At 39.7% G+C, this 16,457-nt stretch carries 13 protein-coding genes and 2 tRNA genes; 6 read left to right on the forward strand and 9 right to left on the reverse strand.

All coding sequences use genetic code 11. The features are described from left to right. Positions 1 to 100: 100 nt before the first annotated feature. The 7 genes from ACKGJN_RS07425 to ACKGJN_RS07455 all read right to left on the reverse strand — a co-directional run bounded on the left by ACKGJN_RS07425 (position 101) and on the right by ACKGJN_RS07455 (position 6,813). The gene (locus ACKGJN_RS07425; RefSeq protein WP_409538826.1) at positions 101 to 325 is read right to left on the reverse strand and encodes a hypothetical protein; all 225 of its coding nucleotides are present in this window, start codon (positions 323 to 325) and stop codon (positions 101 to 103) included. A gap of 161 nt (positions 326 to 486) precedes the next feature. Next, positions 487 to 572, reverse strand: a tRNA-Leu gene (locus tag ACKGJN_RS07430). Between the two features lie 77 nt (positions 573 to 649). Next, positions 650 to 722 (reverse strand) — tRNA-Gly (locus tag ACKGJN_RS07435). A gap of 341 nt (positions 723 to 1,063) precedes the next feature. Then, positions 1,064 to 3,652, reverse strand: coding sequence for a DNA mismatch repair protein MutS (gene mutS, locus ACKGJN_RS07440; RefSeq protein ID WP_409538858.1), 2,589 nt, complete (start codon positions 3,650 to 3,652; stop codon positions 1,064 to 1,066). A 176-nt stretch (positions 3,653 to 3,828) separates the two neighbouring features. Then, positions 3,829 to 4,245, reverse strand: a complete 417-nt coding sequence (locus ACKGJN_RS07445) for a hypothetical protein (protein ID WP_409538827.1) — start codon at positions 4,243 to 4,245, stop codon at positions 3,829 to 3,831. Positions 4,246 to 4,548: 303 nt separating this feature from the next. Further along, positions 4,549 to 6,381 carry an ABC transporter ATP-binding protein gene (locus ACKGJN_RS07450; RefSeq protein ID WP_409538828.1) on the reverse strand — a complete coding sequence of 611 codons (1,833 nt, stop codon included), beginning with the start codon at positions 6,379 to 6,381 and terminating at the stop codon, positions 4,549 to 4,551. Between the two features lie 93 nt (positions 6,382 to 6,474). Further along, positions 6,475 to 6,813: a DUF4377 domain-containing protein gene (locus ACKGJN_RS07455; RefSeq protein WP_409538829.1), complete on the reverse strand. Its 339-nt coding sequence runs from the start codon at positions 6,811 to 6,813 to the stop codon at positions 6,475 to 6,477. A 163-nt stretch (positions 6,814 to 6,976) separates the two neighbouring features. Here ACKGJN_RS07455 and ACKGJN_RS07460 point away from each other — a divergent pair, with 163 nt between their 5' ends. Continuing rightward, positions 6,977 to 7,531, forward strand: a complete 555-nt coding sequence (locus ACKGJN_RS07460) for an RNA methyltransferase (RefSeq protein WP_409538859.1) — start codon at positions 6,977 to 6,979, stop codon at positions 7,529 to 7,531. Here ACKGJN_RS07460 and folK read toward each other — a convergent pair. Beyond that, complete coding sequence (gene folK / locus ACKGJN_RS07465) at positions 7,493 to 8,629, reverse strand: 2-amino-4-hydroxy-6-hydroxymethyldihydropteridine diphosphokinase (RefSeq protein WP_409538830.1); 1,137 nt, start codon at positions 8,627 to 8,629, stop codon at positions 7,493 to 7,495. The two genes, ACKGJN_RS07460 and folK, sit on opposite strands and share 39 nt — an antisense overlap. Positions 8,630 to 8,764: 135 nt before the next feature. Between folK and ACKGJN_RS07470 the strand changes: the two genes are divergently transcribed. The 5 genes from ACKGJN_RS07470 to ACKGJN_RS07490 all read left to right on the forward strand — a co-directional run bounded on the left by ACKGJN_RS07470 (position 8,765) and on the right by ACKGJN_RS07490 (position 13,845). Next, entirely contained in the window at positions 8,765 to 9,511 is a 747-nt protein-coding gene (locus ACKGJN_RS07470; protein ID WP_409538831.1) for a queuosine precursor transporter, read from the forward strand. Positions 9,512 to 9,526: 15 nt separating this feature from the next. Next, the gene (locus ACKGJN_RS07475; RefSeq protein WP_409538832.1) at positions 9,527 to 12,196 is read left to right on the forward strand and encodes an AsmA-like C-terminal region-containing protein; all 2,670 of its coding nucleotides are present in this window, start codon (positions 9,527 to 9,529) and stop codon (positions 12,194 to 12,196) included. 221 nt (positions 12,197 to 12,417) lie between these two features. After that, on the forward strand, positions 12,418 to 12,654 hold the full coding sequence (locus ACKGJN_RS07480; protein ID WP_409538833.1) for a hypothetical protein: 237 nt from the start codon (positions 12,418 to 12,420) through the stop codon (positions 12,652 to 12,654). A gap of 88 nt (positions 12,655 to 12,742) precedes the next feature. Next, entirely contained in the window at positions 12,743 to 12,976 is a 234-nt protein-coding gene (locus tag ACKGJN_RS07485) for a hypothetical protein (protein ID WP_409538834.1), read from the forward strand. Between the two features lie 191 nt (positions 12,977 to 13,167). Next, the gene (locus ACKGJN_RS07490) at positions 13,168 to 13,845 is read left to right on the forward strand and encodes a M15 family metallopeptidase (RefSeq protein ID WP_409538835.1); all 678 of its coding nucleotides are present in this window, start codon (positions 13,168 to 13,170) and stop codon (positions 13,843 to 13,845) included. A 59-nt stretch (positions 13,846 to 13,904) separates the two neighbouring features. On the opposite strand, the gene ACKGJN_RS07495 is transcribed toward ACKGJN_RS07490, so the two are convergent. Then, positions 13,905 to 16,367 carry a zinc-dependent metalloprotease gene (locus ACKGJN_RS07495; protein ID WP_409538836.1) on the reverse strand — a complete coding sequence of 821 codons (2,463 nt, stop codon included), beginning with the start codon at positions 16,365 to 16,367 and terminating at the stop codon, positions 13,905 to 13,907. Positions 16,368 to 16,457 lie beyond the last annotated feature (90 nt).

Here is a 16,457-nt window from a genome sequence, read left to right on the forward strand (position 1 = left end):
CAGCCGCCGGAGTTTTCTGTTTGCTTTCAATTTGGACTGCTTTTCCGAAGCTGCAGAAGTGTTGCCTCGGATTTTGTTTTTTCTTCTGGATCGGCTCATCTCAGGATTCTTGATTAGTAAACTTCCACTCCACCTCTCCCAGGTCTATTGAGTTATTTGTTTTCAACTCGAGCGTACAACCAAAAACATCTGGCACCCCCACATGAAGGCACAATTCGTATCCGCCAAAAACACCTTCTGAAAGGTGTGTCCTGTTAACATATCTAGTTTCCTCTTGTATGTGCTGATACTGTTCTTCAGTTAAAGTAATTTCAAGTTTTCTCATATCGAATTAATTTCAATACAAGAATAAACAGAGATGGCGACAAATAGTGTCACCTAAACTAATTTATTAATCTAAAACAAAATTGCGGGGAAAGTGGTGGGAAAACAAACCCTTTTTAAAACAAAAAACCCTGATAATCAATCGATTAACAGGGTTTAAAGTACTCGGAGCGGGACTTGAACCCGCACGACCGTTGCTGATCATTGGATTTTAAGTCCAACGTGTCTACCAATTCCACCATCCGAGCGTGGATTTTATACTGAGCGAAAAACACCCCGATAGCTATCGGGGGAACCCGCGACTGCGGAGAATTTCACTTCGCCGAGCGAAAAACGGGATTCGAACCCGCGACCTCCACCTTGGCAAGGTGGCGCTCTACCAACTGAGCTATTTTCGCAAATTTTAAGAACTTTCACGCCTTAAAGGCGATGCGCAACTGTTTATTGCGGTTGCAAATTTAATACAATTCTTATAATAGCAAAGGTTTTTCTACAAAAAAGTGACCGCTTTTCTTTACTGTTTTTTGGGACAAAAACAAAGAACCCTTAACCCCTTGTTTTCCAGCTTCCAAAAAATTTATTCTTCACAATTTTTCTATCAATACCCAATGTCCCACAAATTAAAAACCTAAATATCCCATTTAGGTTTTCCTTCCAACGGAAATTTGAAACTTAAAACTAAATCTACCAAATAAATTTTCAAGCTTTTGAACTTTTCAACTTTCAAACTTTGAACCCGTTACACCTTTGCCTTTTGTTTGCTTGACAACATTCGTTTTATCTCGTTTAACTTCATCAAAGCCTCTACCGGTGTAAGCGTGTCGATGTCTATATGCAGCAATTCCTCCTTTAATTCCTGCAATAAGGGATCGTCCAGGTTGAAAAAACTAAGCTGCATATCCTTTTCGGCAGAATTCCTCAGAATTTCGCCGGAGTTTTCCATTTGATGCGATTTTTCAAGCTTCTTTAAGATTTTATTCGCGCGGTTGATCACCATTTGTGGCATTCCGGCCATCTTGGCTACATGAATTCCAAAACTATGTTCACTCCCACCGGCCACCAGCTTCCGAAGAAACAAGACCGTGCCCTTTAATTCCTTTACGGAAACATTGTAATTCTTTATCCTTTTAAAGGTTTCCCCCATATCATTAAGCTCATGATAATGGGTAGCGAAAAGGGTTTTTGGTTTGGCAGGATGTTCATGAAGATATTCGGTAATCGCCCAGGCAATGGAAATCCCGTCATAGGTGCTCGTTCCACGGCCAATTTCATCTAGAAGCACCAAACTGCGATTCGAAATATTATTAAGGATACTTGCGGTTTCATTCATCTCTACCATAAAGGTGGATTCCCCCATAGAAATATTGTCGCTCGCCCCAACCCGCGTAAAGATCTTGTCAATAAGACCTATCCTGGCGGCTTTTGCCGGTACAAAACTTCCCATTTGGGCTAATAGCACAATAAGAGCCGTTTGCCTTAATATCGCCGACTTACCACTCATATTGGGACCGGTTATCATAATAATCTGTTGGGTTTCCCTGTCCAGAAAAAGGTCATTGGTAACATAACTTTCGCCCATTGGCAATTGTTTTTCAATCACGGGATGACGCCCGTCTTTGATCTCCAGTTCCAGGGAATCATCGATTAAAGGTTCGGTGTAATTTTCAGCGATTGCGTGACAGGCAAAAGAGCATAAACAATCCAGCTGCGCCACCAATCTTGCGTTTTGCTGTACTGGCGCAATGTAATCTCCCAGCCAATCTACCAGCTTCCCAAAAATTGCCTGCTCCAGCTGCTGTATCTTTTCTTCGGCTCCCAGGATCTTCCCTTCATATTCCTTTAATTCTTCAGTGATATATCTTTCCGCATTAACAAGGGTTTGCTTACGAATCCATTCTTGCGGAACCTTATCTTTATGGGAATTTCGCACTTCAATATAATAGCCATACACGTTATTGCTCCCTATTTTAAGGGAAGAAATCCCTGTACTTTTGGTTTCACGCTGCAGCATTCCATCCAGGTATTCCTTTCCCGAAAATGCCAATGCTCTTAATTCATCGAGTTCAGGATGAAAGCCTTTTGCAATGGCATTTCCCTTTAAAATATTTACCGGGGCATCTTCATGCAAGGTTTCCTTTATTTTACTTCTTAATACCTCACAATTTTGCAATTTATCACCAATTACCTTTAGCGCTTCTTCGGAAGAATTCATGGCCAACGACTTTATTGGAACTATAGCTTCAAGAGAATTGTTGAGATGCAGCACCTCCCGCGGGCAAATTTTTCCGGTAGCAACCTTGGATATTAAACGCTCCAGATCACTGATCTTTTTTATTTGCTGCTGAATTTTATCCAGGTCAGAACGGTTTTCTATAAAATGTCCAACCACTTTGTGCCGGTTCCTTATCTTTTCAGCATTTTTAAGCGGAAGGGCAAGCCAGCGTTTTAGCATCCTGCCTCCCATTGGAGAGATCGTTTGATCTATCACATCCAGCAGCGTCACCGCATTTTGCGCATTAGATTGGTATAGTTCCAGGTTCCTGATGGTGAACCTGTCCATCCATACGTACTCTTCTTCAGCAATACGGTTTATTGATGCGATATGCTGAAGCCTGTGGTGCTGGGTTTCTCCAAGATAATATAAGATCGCTCCGGAAGAAATGATCCCTTCCGCCAGGTGATCTACCCCAAAACCCTTTAAGGATTTGGTATTAAAATGTGCGTTTAAAGACTCGTAGGCATAATCATGTTTAAAGATCCAGTCCTCTAGGTAAAAACAATGATACGCATCGCCAAAAGTTTTTGAAAAATCCTTTTTAAAATTCTTCTGAATAAGGACCTCGCTTGGGCTGAAATTTTGCAGTAGTTTATCTATATATTCCGAAGACCCCTGGGCGGTAAGAAATTCCCCGGTAGAAACATCCAGAAAAGATACACCAAGGTTCTTTTTTCCGAAGTGAATGGCGCATAAAAAATTATTGGATGTGCTGTTTAAAACCTCATCGTTCATAGAAACCCCGGGAGTCACCAATTCGGTCACACCGCGTTTCACGATGGTTTTGGTCATCTTGGGATCTTCCAGCTGATCGCATATGGCTACCCGTAAGCCTGCTTTTACCAGTTTTGGCAAATAGGTATTCAAGGCATGATGCGGAAATCCGGCAAGGGCTGTTTCCACTTCGCTCCCATTTCCCCTTTTAGTAAGCACAATGTTTAGAATTCTGGCAGTTCTTACGGCATCCTCTCCAAAAGTTTCATAAAAATCGCCCACCCGAAACAACAACAAAGCATCTGGATATTTATCCTTGATCGCATTGTACTGCTTCATTAAAGGTGTGGTTTCTTTTGATTTCTTCGCTGCCAAAATATCGGGGATTTTAATTCCTGCTAAAGTACTTATTTCAGAATTTATTCAAAATTTAAGATACAGTTTTATCCGTGATTTTCAATATAGGTTATCATGGAAAAACAGGAAATTCAGGAGCCCAAATAGTTGCAGTCTTTTTAGCTCCAAACATACTGCAGCAGGCTCAACAAAAACACCAGGGACCACAGCCCGGTTCGTATCCAGTTTTTTTTCACCAGCTCGCTTGTGATAGTTTCACAATTCTTACCGGGCATAACCGCATTGTGAAGTGGAACAAAGATCGAAAATGTAAGTATCCACAACGCAGCAATTATAAGAATTCCGGAAATTGTGTACAGGGATACTTCTTTCCAAAGCTGAAAAGCCGCAATTAAGAATTGTCCAATCATAAGTGGCCCAACCACATAAGCGATTCTGGTAGTATATAATTTATGCCATTTTACCAGATCGGTTTGGCTGTAGTAACACAATCCCGGATAGATCACCAATTGCACTATCCATATAAGTACTACCAGTCCAAAATCAAATAACAAACGCAGAATAAGTAAATCCATGAAGTTGTTTTTTATGTTTTCAGCCCTTCAGGCTGCTTGAGACGATGCCTCAAGTTGTGATGTCTGAGCCCTTCAGTCTCTTTTCCCATCCCTATCAGGCTGAAGACCTGCGAGATCATATCTTGGGGCACCGTTCCAAAAATTTCCGCCCTAAAATTTTCAGGCTGAAGGCCTGCAAGATTAAACCTTGGAGCATCGCCCTAAGAAATCCCCCAAAAAAGCCCCAAGAATTGCCAAGAAATCCCCTCCCAAAAAAGCTTCAGGCTGAAAGCCTGAAACATTATTCAATTAAAATAAAATTTTTTACTGATAACCCGCTGCCTGAAGATTAAACAATTCTGCATACAATTTATCATTTTGCATCAATTCTTCATGAGTGCCAATTTCCAGGACGGCACCATCCTTAAGAACCATGATTCGGTCGGCTATTCGAACTGTGCTAAAGCGGTGCGAAATTATCACGGCTGTTTTCCCTTCGGTGAGTTTTATAAACCGGTTGAAAGCTTCGGTCTCTGCCCGGGCATCCAGGGCCGATGTTGGCTCGTCCAGGATCAAAACCTCAGCATCTTTCATATACGCTCTCGCAATAGCGATTTTTTGCCATTGCCCACCAGAGAGATCCTTACCTTGTTTAAAACGTTTCCCAAGTTGCTGATCATATCCTCCCGGCATTTCAGAAATCACCTCATCTGCCAGGCTTTTTTCTGCTGCACTATCTATTCTGGGTTGGTTTTCGATTTGACCAATTTCCCCCATCGCAATATTCTCCCGAAGCGTTAATTCAAACTTCACAAAATCCTGAAAGATCACTCCAAAATATTGCTGATATTGGGTTTGGTTGTATTCCTTTACCGGAATGCCGTCCAAAAGAATTTCTCCTTCCGAAGGTTCATAAAACCGAAGCAGCAATTTTATAAGCGTTGTTTTCCCTGCGCCATTCTCGCCCACAAAAGCGAGCTTTTCGCCTGCTTTAAGTTCAAAGTTGATATGCCTAACCACCCATTTTTCAGATTTAGGGTATTTAAAACCTACATTTTTAAATTCGAAGCCTTTTTGAATTTTCTCAGGCAGCGGTAATTTTTCTTCAGAAACATCCTCAGAATATTTCAAATCCAGGAATTCAAAATAATCCTGCAGGTACAAGGCGCTTTCTGTAATAGCCGTAAACCGGGTGAAAAACCCCTGTAACTTGGTTCGCAACCGGTTGAAGGATCCCGAAAGAAAAGTTAGATCCCCAAGCGTGAATATCCCGGCTACCGTTCTAAAAATTATAAAAACATAGGCTCCGTAATACGCGGTAGTTCCAATCACATTGAAGAACGAACCCCAACCTGCACGCTGTTTTGCCAGTTTTTTACTCTGTATGTAATATTTATCTGAAAGGCCCTTAAATCTTGCTGCCAGGTAATCTGAAAGTCCGAAGAGTTTGACTTCCTTGGCGGTAACATCGCTTGCGCCGGCATAACGCAAATAATCCAGCTCCCGCCGTTCCTGCGTCCAGCTGCGCGCCAGGGAATAACTCGTGCCGCTAAATTTAATCTCATTGATAATCGTGGGAATAATAGAAACCACCAGCAAAATAATAAGCCAGGGTTCAAAGGTTACAACCCCAACCAGCAAGGATAGGATCACGATCACATCTTCTCCCTGGGTAAGAATATTGGACATTAAACCCACGCGACCGGTAGTTTGCTGGCGGGCCCTTTCCAGTTTGTCATAAAACTCTGAATCCTCCAACTGATCCAGGTTTAATTCTGAAGTTTTTTTAATGATCTTAACCGAAGTATCTATGGAATATTGATCGCCCAGCAAGGCATCGGTTAAGCTAATCCCCCTGCTTAAAAGATCGGAAAGTACGGCAAGTCCAAATTCTGCAGCCACCAAAATCCATAATAAATCCAGGTCTTTCGCATCGGCAGCCATTTGCAAAACCACTTCATCAATAATGAGTTTACCTACCCAAAGCATCAAAACCGGTAAGATGGCATTCACGATTCTGCAAAGGATATTTACGTAAAAAAGCAAAGGATTTACTTTTCGTATCTCTTTAAAAAAACGAGGCACGAATTTCAGGGAGGCGAAGCTCTCCCTGAAATTTATCTTATTTGGTTCTAAGGATGTTTTTAGTCTGGGCAAGGAATAGCTATTTTAGTTGCAAGGTAACAATGGAATTTGAAATCCAGAACCAGCCTACCAAAATTATGAGTTGTTGAAGATGCTTTTATTTCTTTAAACGCGCTCTTTGGAAACAACCCGGATAAGTTCATACCGAATGGAAGAACCATCCTGCGGCGGATCTTCAACCCGGATTTTTCGAACGATGAGATCATACATATAACCCGGTTCATAATCAAACCCCACGATGCTATCTTCATAATAGAAATACTCCCAGTCTTTTGTACCTATTTTATCTCCTTCCTGTACCAAAAGGCAGTTCCCTTCCATTTCTCCATAACATTCCACCGTATAGCTATTCACCCTAAGATCGGTCACTTCTGCAGCAATATCGGTATTGATATTACAGCTAAAAACTAAAGCAAAAACTGAAAGGATAATGTGTTTTTTCATGATATTGGAATAGGATGTCTATTAAAGTTAAAGCAATTTCATTTGAAAACCCAGAATATTTTTAAAAAATTCCGGATGTAAAATCAATCAAATCGTATTGATGTGCTCCCTAAATCTTAATTTTTATGGAGTTAAAAACTCCAAATCTTCCTATTTTTGCCCAATGACCACAAGCAGAAAACTAGAAAACAGCGAACTCGATCGCAAAAGTGTAGAAGAATATAAAGAAGCTCAAAAATCGCCGATTATTGTAATCCTTGACAACATACGAAGTTTAAACAATATAGGCTCGGTTTTTCGAAGCTGTGACGCCTTTTTGATCCAAAAAATATATTTATGTGGCATTACCGCACAACCTCCGCATAAAGATATTCATAAAACCGCATTGGGCGCCACAGAAACGGTGGAATGGGAGTATGCTGAAAATACGCTTGAGCTGGTAAAAAAACTGCAAAGTGAGAACATAAAAGTCTATTCCATTGAACAGGCGGAAAATGCCATTATGCTGAATGATTTTTATCCTGAAAAAGAGCTAACCTGTGCTGTGATCTTTGGTAATGAGGTGAAAGGCGTACAACAGGAAGTTGTATCTGCAAGTGACGGCGTTATCGAGATCCCGCAATTAGGGAGCAAACATTCGCTGAATATAGCGGTAAGTGCGGGGATTGTAATTTGGGATTTATTTTCGAAAAGGGGCGATTTCCTCCAGAATAGATAAATAATCTTCCCTGTTATTTATGAAATCCTTCCCGGTAATGTCGATGACCTTGATGTTGATACCTGTTTGTGATTTTATGTACGACAGGTAACTTTTATTGATATCCATCAAATATTCCGGCTGGATATTCTGTTCATAATCCCGCCCACGGGTTTTGATATTCTCCAGCAACCTGTCGGTGTTTTGGTAGAGATACACATAGAGATCGGGTTTCAGCAATTCCTTATAAATTATACTGAAAAGCTTATTGTACAAGGAAAATTCATCCTCCTGAAGGGTGATCTTTGCAAAGATCAGGGATTTGAATACATCATAATCGGAGACTACAAAATCGGTGAAAAGATCATATTGAGCCAGATCATCTGAAAGTTGCTGATACCTGTCGGCTAAAAAGGACATTTCCAGCGGAAAAGCATACCGATGCCGATCTTCATAAAATTTCGGTAAAAACGGATTATCCTTAAAGCGTTCCAATATTAGTTTGGCGTTAAAATCCTGAGAGATCATGGTAGCCAGGCTTGTTTTCCCCGCCCCGATATTTCCTTCAATCGCTATGTAATTACAATTCTGAAAACCGCGGGATTTCCTTGGATTTATGAGTTTTTCTGAAATTCGATCAATTGGTGATACATCTCCGGTTTCAACTAAAAGGTTGGAAATTGACTTGTTTAGCACGGGATGAATTTCTTTTGAAGCGATGTCTGCAAGCGGCAATAAAACAAACTTCCTGTGTTGCATTTGAGGATGAGGAATTTTCAGCAATTCAGAATCTATAATCTCCGCTCCCAAAAGCAAAATATCAAGATCAATGCTTCTATTTTCATACGTAGTAACATTGGTACGGGAACGACCAAGGGAAGTTTCAATTTTCAGCAACTTATCCAGCACTTCTTCCGAAGAAAACCGGCTGCCCACTGCAACACAGGCGTTTAAAAAAGAGTCACCTTCAAATCCCCAGGCAGGAGTTTCATACACGGCTGAAATTTCTAGGATATCTCCAATTTCCAGATACATTTTATCCAAAGCCAGCTGCATGAACTTTAGCCTATTTCCCTTATTGCTTCCCAGCGCGATGTAAAATGTTTTTGGAGACTTCAAGATTTCTTTAAGAAATGTTTTAGTGAAGATTTAGTAATTTCACGGCAAATTAAATAAAACAAACCAACATAGGCTTAATTTTGTTGGTAAGAGTTCTAAAAAAATAATTTTAAGCTGAAATCGATAAAAGACCTGTTGCTGGCGCAAAGAATTTACCTCGCTCTTGCTGCGCTGTTTATCACTTCCCTGGTCGTTTCCAATTTGATCTTTCAGAAATTCTTTTCCTGGGATTTTTTCGGGATGTATACCTTTGAAATTTCCGTAGGAATATTACCTTATCCCATCACCTTTTTAATCACCGATATTATTAGCGAAGTTTACGGAAAACAAAAAGCCAACCAGGTGGTAACAGCCGGAATTTTCGCTTCTCTTTTTTCTTTAATCATTATCTATGCTGCAGATTTTGTGCCTGCCACAACCTGGTCTCCAATAGGAGATAATTTATTCACAAAGGTTTTTGGAGCTACCGGAATAGCCGTTTTTGCTTCCATGATGGCCTATTTACTGGCACAATATGTAGACATCCAATTGTTTCATTTCTGGAAAAAATTAACCAATGGCCAACACTTGTGGCTTCGGAATAACTTTTCTACCTTCATGTCGCAATTCGTGGATACATTTGCGGTCCTGTTTTTGCTTTGCAGCTTTAATAAAATTGAATGGGAGCTTTTTGGAACCCTGCTGTTAAGCGGATTTTTGTTTAAAGTGTTAATCGCACTTTTAGACACTCCGTTTTTATACATTACAGTGTTCTGGATGAGAAAAAGATTTGACCTTGGAGCCAATGACGAATTGAAATTTGAACAAGTAAATTATGAAACTCAGAAAGAGGTTTCCTCAACAGAAGCGATGAATCCTGTTTTTGCTGAAAATAAGAAGTGATAAAATATAATAGTAATGAAAAAAGTATTTAAAATTACCGGAATCCTTCTGGTGGTAATCGTTGCCCTGTTAATTGCAGCCCCATTTATTTTTGAAGCCCAATTGACGGATATGATGAAAAAATCCATCAATAAGAATGTAAATGCCGAAGTAGAATTCAGCGATCTGGATCTTACTTTATTCCGAAGCTTCCCTCAGGCGACTTTGGTTTTAAAAGATGTTAGCGTGATAAATAAAGAGCCCTTTAAAGGTGATACACTTGCTTTTGGCGGGGAACTTTTACTGGAAATGTCGATTAAAGAACTCTTTAAAGGCAGCGATAAACCTAAAAAAATTGATAAATTAAAGTTGGATAATGCTTTTATAAATATCCAGGTGGATTCCCTTGGCAATAATAATTATGACATTAGCATAGAAGATTTAGCTGCCGAAGGAGATACAGTTTCAACGCCTTTCAGGCTGGATCTCAAACATTATGAGATCAATAATTCCAGATTGAAATATGTGGATAAGGGTCAAAAGTTATTACTTTATCTGGAAGATTTAAACCACAAGGGAACAGGGGATTTCTCCCTGGAACAATCGGAACTTGAAACCAGCACCTCTGCTTTTGTAACGATGGATTATGACGGCGTGAATTATTTAAACAAAAACAGGGTAGGACTTGAAGCTGTGATCCAGATGGATCTGGAAGAACTGAAATACACCTTCCTTGAAAATGAGGCTACCGTTAACCAGTTACCGCTTACTTTTGAAGGTTTTGTAGATGTGAATGAAAACAACAATGAAATAGACATTTCCTTTAAAACCCTTTCATCCGACTTTAAAAACTTTCTGGCGGTTATGCCTGAAATCTACGCGAAGAATATAGAAAACGTACAAAACACCGGGGACTTTATAGTAAACGGAAGAATGCATGGAATTATTGATGACACATATATTCCTAAAATGGATATTAAGGTTACCTCCAACAATGCTTCTTTTAAATATCCGGATTTGCCAAAAAGTGTTCAGGATATAAACATAGATTTGGCTATCCTGAATGAAACAGGATTGCTGAACGATACTTATCTCACTTTTGACAATGTTACTTTCAGAATAGATCAGGATGTATTTGCTGCCAATGGAAACATCAGGAATCTAACCGAAAACATGTTGGTGAATATGGCTTTAAAAGGAACTGTAAATCTGGCCAATATAAAAAAAGCGTATCCGCTGGACCTGGAACAGGATCTGAATGGAATTTTAACCATTGATGCAAAAACTTCTTTTGATATGAATTCCATAGAAAAAGAACAATATCAAAATGTGAACAGCAATGGAAATGCCCGTATCACAGATTTTAGGTATACTTCCCCCGAAATCCCGAATGAAATCAGGATTTCTACAGCGAATTTCAATCTCAACCAGGGTGATGTCCGGGTTCCACAACTGAACATGACTACCGGGCAAACCGATATTTCTGCTTCCGGGAATATCCAGAATCTGATGGGATTCCTCTTCACCGATCAAAAGCTGAAAGGAGATTTTCAGGTAAATTCAAATACCTTTTCCATCAACGATTTTATGATCGCCGCAACCACTGAAGAAGTTGTAAAAACTCCTGATGGAGTTACCATAGAAACTAAAAAAGAAGTTCCTACAGGAGAGGAAGCTATAAAGATCCCATCATTTCTGGACGCTAAAGTGGATTTTTCAGCTAATAAAGTGCTCTATGATAATTTGGTTTTAAACAACGCAAAAGGTACGCTCTATCTCAAAGATGAAACTGCAACACTTCAAAATGTAACCTCCAATATTTTTGATGGAACCATCGCCCTTAACGGAAATGTGTCTACTAAAGCGGATGTTCCAACTTTTAAAATGAATCTGGACCTCAATTCCCTGGATATAGCAAAATCCTTTAACGGGTTAAAACTTTTGCAGGGTCTTACCCCTATTGCTGCTGCCCTGGAAGGGAAATTGCAAACCAGGATCAATCTTGCCGGGAATTTAAATGATGATTTTACCCCGCAGTTAACGAGCCTGGCGGGAGAAGCACTGGCACAACTGTTAACCGCAGAAGTACAACCGGAAAAACTTGCATTGCTGGGCAGACTTGATGAACAGCTTAAATTTATAGATTTTAAGGATATCAACCTTGATAACTTAAAAAGCAGACTCACATTTAATAATGGTTTTGTGGAAATTGAACCTTTTGATTTTAATGTGAAAGGGATCAATGTTCAGGTTGCCGGAAGTCACGGATTCGATATGAATATGAATTATAATGTTACCCTGGATGTACCTGCCAGATTCTTAGGAAGTGAACTGGGAACAGCACTTTCAAAACTAAGCGTACAGGATCTTCAAAGTATGACCGTTGCTTTGCCTATAGGACTTACAGGAACCTTTCAAAATCCTAACATTAATTTAAATATGGAGCAGGCAGTAAGCAACCTTACCCAAAAAATTGTTGCTCAACAAAAAGCAGCACTCACAAAAAAAGGGATTGACGCACTTGGAAACATTATTGGCGGAAGAACACAGCCAAAAACTCCCGATAGTACCGCTACCCCGGAAGTAGTAAAAAAGGACTCTATAAAAAATACTCAGGAGCAGCAGGTTAAAGATGCCGCCAGAGATATTTTAGGCGGACTTTTGGGCGGAAAGAAGAAACCAAAGGATACCACGAAAGTAAATTAAGCTTTCTTCCAAAAAAAATTCAAAAAATAAAAAAGCTGGTTTTATGAAACCCGATCATGCAAAATATAAATCAACATAGGAGTTTCGAAGCTTATCTTAAAAAAAACATAAATTATATTTGCAGCCAATAAAAAAAAATAGAAATATTTTACGGAAAAGACTTGATTGCATATTTAAAAAATAGTTTAAATTTGTCTGTTCAACTAATCAAATTTTTAAAAATGAAAAAATTATCTTTATTATTATTGGCCGCAGTATTTTCTTTATCAATCTATTCTTGTAGAGAAACTACAGAAGAGAAAACAGAAGATGCAGTAGAAGAAATTGGAAACGATATCGAAAATACTGCTGAAGAAGCTGGTCAGGAAATCGAAGAAGCTGCAGACAGTGCAGAAACTGAAATTGAAGAAGAAATTGACGGTACGGATGATATGAATGCTGATGACGATATGCAATAGGATATCGCACTAATCTTTTTAAGAGCCATCCAAATTTAATTTGCGGTGGCTTTTTTAGTTCCAAATTAAATCTATAAATATGCACATTATGAAAAAATTAATTTTAATGCTGATGTTGGCCGGGATGGCCTCATCTTTTTATTCCTGCAGGGAAACCACTCAGAAAAAAACTCAGGATGCTGTTGAAGCAATTGGGGAAGATATTGAATCCAACACTAAAAAAGCCGCAGAAAAAATTGAAGAAGGCGCTAAAAAGGTGAAATCAGACGTGAAGGAGGGTATTGATAAGACAAAAGATAAATCAACCCAGGACGATAATTAAGAATCAAAATTCATTTATATTTCCAAAATCACCCTGTCGGGTGATTTTTTAATTTCAATTGATAAGAGTCATTTCGAAATGAGCTTTTGGGCGAGTGAGAAATCCTGAAGTAGCAAAACTCAATCACCATTGGATTAAAAAATCAGGAAAAATAAAATTTGACTAACTTTCGGGCTAAATCAGGCACCGAAATGAAGCGTTATCTGTTTTTAATCATTTTTACTCTTCCTCTTAATTTTTGTTTTGGACAGGAAAAACATCTTCCATCCGGATTTGAGTATGTAAAAGAAATAATCCCGGATATCGTTTTGGAAATGCGTTATTCCGGCACCCATAATTTTATAGGAAAACCCATAGACGGATATCAACAACCAAAAGCCATTCTTACCACCACTGCTGCAGAAGCTTTAAAAAAAGTGCAGATTGAATTGGAAAATCAGGGGTATTGTTTAAAAATTTTCGATGCCTACCGGCCTCAACGGGCTGTAAATCATTTTATAGTCTGGGCGCGAAATCCGGAGGATACAATAATGAAAGCACCATTCTATCCCGGAATTAAAAAAAAGGATCTTTTCAGTCTGGGTTATATTTCCACGAGATCTGGTCATTCCAGGGGAAGCACGGTAGATCTCACTCTTATTGATGCAAACACCGGGGAAGAACTAAATATGGGAGGTACCTATGATTTCTTCGGAGAAATCTCACATCATGATACCTCACTAATCACTTCAGAACAAAAAGAAAAGCGGGGATTTTTGAAACGAGTGATGAGCAAATATGGTTTCCGCGCCTATCCTCAGGAATGGTGGCATTACACCTTAAGAATGGAACCTTATCCCGACACATATTTTGATTTTGTAATAAAGTAAAAAAATGAAAAAGCTCCGCAGAAATTCTACGGAGCCTTTGACTTTTATAGTAATAAGGATTAAGAATCCAAATTAAGTCCGGCATCAATTCTGGCCACAAGATCATTCCAGTGATATCTGGTTAAATCGTCATTTACCTTGTTCTTTTGCCTGTTGATATCTCTTTTTAACCGCTCCATTTCTCCGCGCATAAGGGCGATGATATCACTTTTTAACACTGCATCATTACCACCTTCTTTTACCTTCTTTACATACCCGGCTGCGGCATCTACATAAGAGCGCTGTAAATTTCTGCGATAGGCATCAGCAGTACGTCCGGTATATAATTCACTAAAGATCCCTTTTCTAAGGTCTTCCATCATTTCCAGTGCAGTATAGGCCTTTTTGGCATTGACCTGCTCATTACTCACCATACGTTTAAGGCGGTTCTCATCAAGCAACGCATTAAGTGACCTTGTTTGCAGATTTTGCACCCGCTCTATTGCTCCACCGGATTCTATTCGATCCAGAAGATCCCGGTTAAGCAACCACTCCGGGGTGGTAAACGCATGAGTGTTCAGAAAATCAACAGCACCTTTCTGAGTGCTTTTTGGAACATTGGTATATATCACCCCTTCCTGGTCTGATGTTTTTCTGGTTTCATATACACCTCCTACATTGGTGATCACATGGGTTATATATCCTCTCCATAAATTGGTGAGCTCTCCGTAAACTTCATTGAGATCCTTATATCCAAATCCATCTTTTGCGGTCCACTCCATCAAATTAGGAACGACTTTCTTTAAATTGGCCAATCCATATTCCCCGGCCTTTACCTGGTCATCTCCAAGGCTTTCCCTTTGTGATTGTGGATCTACGCCATCATACCCTCCGCCAAACTCATATATTGGGTCACCTGCCTTTTCAGCAATCCATTTATCAAGGGTTTTCTTTTCATCTTTCATGGTACTGGCCTCTGGTAAAAACCGGTAACCCCAGTTAATGGCATAAAGATCATAGGGCCCCATCATCCTTATAAACCGAACATTTTTATCTTCAGGCTGTGCCACATAGTTCACGCGGGCATAATCCATTATAGAAGGAGTAAGTCCATATTTTTGTGTGAATGCTGCAGAGCGAAGGGAATCTGTGGGATATGCTGCGCTGGCTTTCATATTATGCGGTAAACCTAAAGCATGTCCAACCTCATGAGCGATCACCATACGCATCATTTCACCTATTTCTGCCTCGGGGGTATTCAAAGTTCTGGCGGCCGGGTTTTGGGCTCCGGCTTCTATCATAAACCGGTTTCGGTAAGATCTTAAATGATTGTGATACCAGATGATACTGCTTCCTATAATTTCACCAGTCCGCGGATCGGTAACCGAAGGTCCTGTAGCATTCCGGGTTGTACTTGCAACGTATCTTACCATAGAATACCGAACATCTTCGGGGCTAAATTCCGGATCTTCCTCTTTGGAAGGCGCATCTTTTGCAATGATGGCATTTTTAAAACCCGCCTTTTCAAAGGCTACATTCCAGTCTTCGATCCCTTGTTTGAAATAAGGCCTCCATTTCTCAGGCGTGGCGGGATCCAGGTAATACACGATAGGTTTTACCGGCTCCACCAATTCTCCTCTTTTGTATGCCTCAACATTCTTAGGCTCCAGTCTCCATCGCCTTATTATCTCATAATCATCCGCCTTAAGCTCTTCAGAATCATAATCATATTTTTTGGTGGTGAACCAACCTACCCTGTAATCGGCCAACCTTGGCTGCATCATATCATCCGGAAGAAGCACCATAGATTGATTCATCAAAAGCGAGATTGTTCCTGCCTGCCCTCTTTCAGGTGGCTCTTCTGCTTCGTAGGTCATGACGTGCTTAACCTCTACATTTTCAGGAAAAGATTGAGCAGATTCTATAAAGGAACGATTGGAATCCAGCTTTTTCACTTTATAGCGCTTCTTTAAAGCGGGGGAAATTCCATTTATTGCATCAATATCATTTTCAAATAAAGAATTTACATCAACTACCACAGCCGTAGAATCGTTATTATATGCTGAAATTTTTGTGCTGTACAGGATGGGGAAAAAGTTATTGGCAACGACCGATTGGTAGATAGGAGATTCCTCATCGCTTTGGTTTTCAAAACTGATAATTTTCATATCCACGTTTTGTCCTCTTTTAACCCATCGAACCACCTGTTCATTTACCTTAGATCCGGCGTTCACATAACCTCCGCCAAAACCTGATGGCACTTTGGCTATGCGACTTACCAAAAGCATGTCTTTCTCCAGCAAATTCAGCGGAATTTCAAAATACAGCTTATCGCCTACAAAATGGGTAGTAAACAAGCCTTCATCACTTTTTGCTTCCGAAGTAATTACTTCATTATACGATTTTAAATCTCCACTTGATTTTTTAGCATTTGAAATCTCCGCCCCCTGACTTTTATTTTGGTTTCCGGAAATTTGTCCCTGGCTTTGACACCCCAGGCTTACAACCGCCAGTAAACCTATGACCGATACTCTTTTTAACATAGTTTTTTATTTTTTGCCACAAGATAAGAAAACAAGCTCAAAAAGAGAATCGCTAAAAAATCTCGGAGAAGGCTTACAATCTATTTCAAT

Origin of the sequence: Gillisia xinjiangensis (assembly GCF_046298265.1) — a bacterium.
GTDB lineage: Bacteria > Bacteroidota > Bacteroidia > Flavobacteriales > Flavobacteriaceae > Gillisia > Gillisia xinjiangensis.

Bases quoted from the DNA above. Each gene is read 5' to 3' on its own strand.
- ACKGJN_RS07425 (WP_409538826.1), bottom strand. From the start codon at position 325: ATGAGAAAACTTGAAATTACTTTAACTGAAGAACAGTATCAGCACATA.
- ACKGJN_RS07495 (WP_409538836.1), bottom strand. From the start codon at position 16,367: ATGTTAAAAAGAGTATCGGTCATAGGTTTACTGGCGGTTGTAAGCCTG.
- ACKGJN_RS07460 (WP_409538859.1), top strand. From the start codon at position 6,977: ATGACCACAAGCAGAAAACTAGAAAACAGCGAACTCGATCGCAAAAGT.
- ACKGJN_RS07475 (WP_409538832.1), top strand. From the start codon at position 9,527: ATGAAAAAAGTATTTAAAATTACCGGAATCCTTCTGGTGGTAATCGTT.
- ACKGJN_RS07445 (WP_409538827.1), bottom strand. From the start codon at position 4,245: ATGGATTTACTTATTCTGCGTTTGTTATTTGATTTTGGACTGGTAGTA.
- mutS (WP_409538858.1), bottom strand. From the start codon at position 3,652: ATGAAGCAGTACAATGCGATCAAGGATAAATATCCAGATGCTTTGTTG.
- ACKGJN_RS07490 (WP_409538835.1), top strand. From the start codon at position 13,168: ATGAAGCGTTATCTGTTTTTAATCATTTTTACTCTTCCTCTTAATTTT.
- ACKGJN_RS07485 (WP_409538834.1), top strand. From the start codon at position 12,743: ATGAAAAAATTAATTTTAATGCTGATGTTGGCCGGGATGGCCTCATCT.
- ACKGJN_RS07455 (WP_409538829.1), bottom strand. From the start codon at position 6,813: ATGAAAAAACACATTATCCTTTCAGTTTTTGCTTTAGTTTTTAGCTGT.
- ACKGJN_RS07480 (WP_409538833.1), top strand. From the start codon at position 12,418: ATGAAAAAATTATCTTTATTATTATTGGCCGCAGTATTTTCTTTATCA.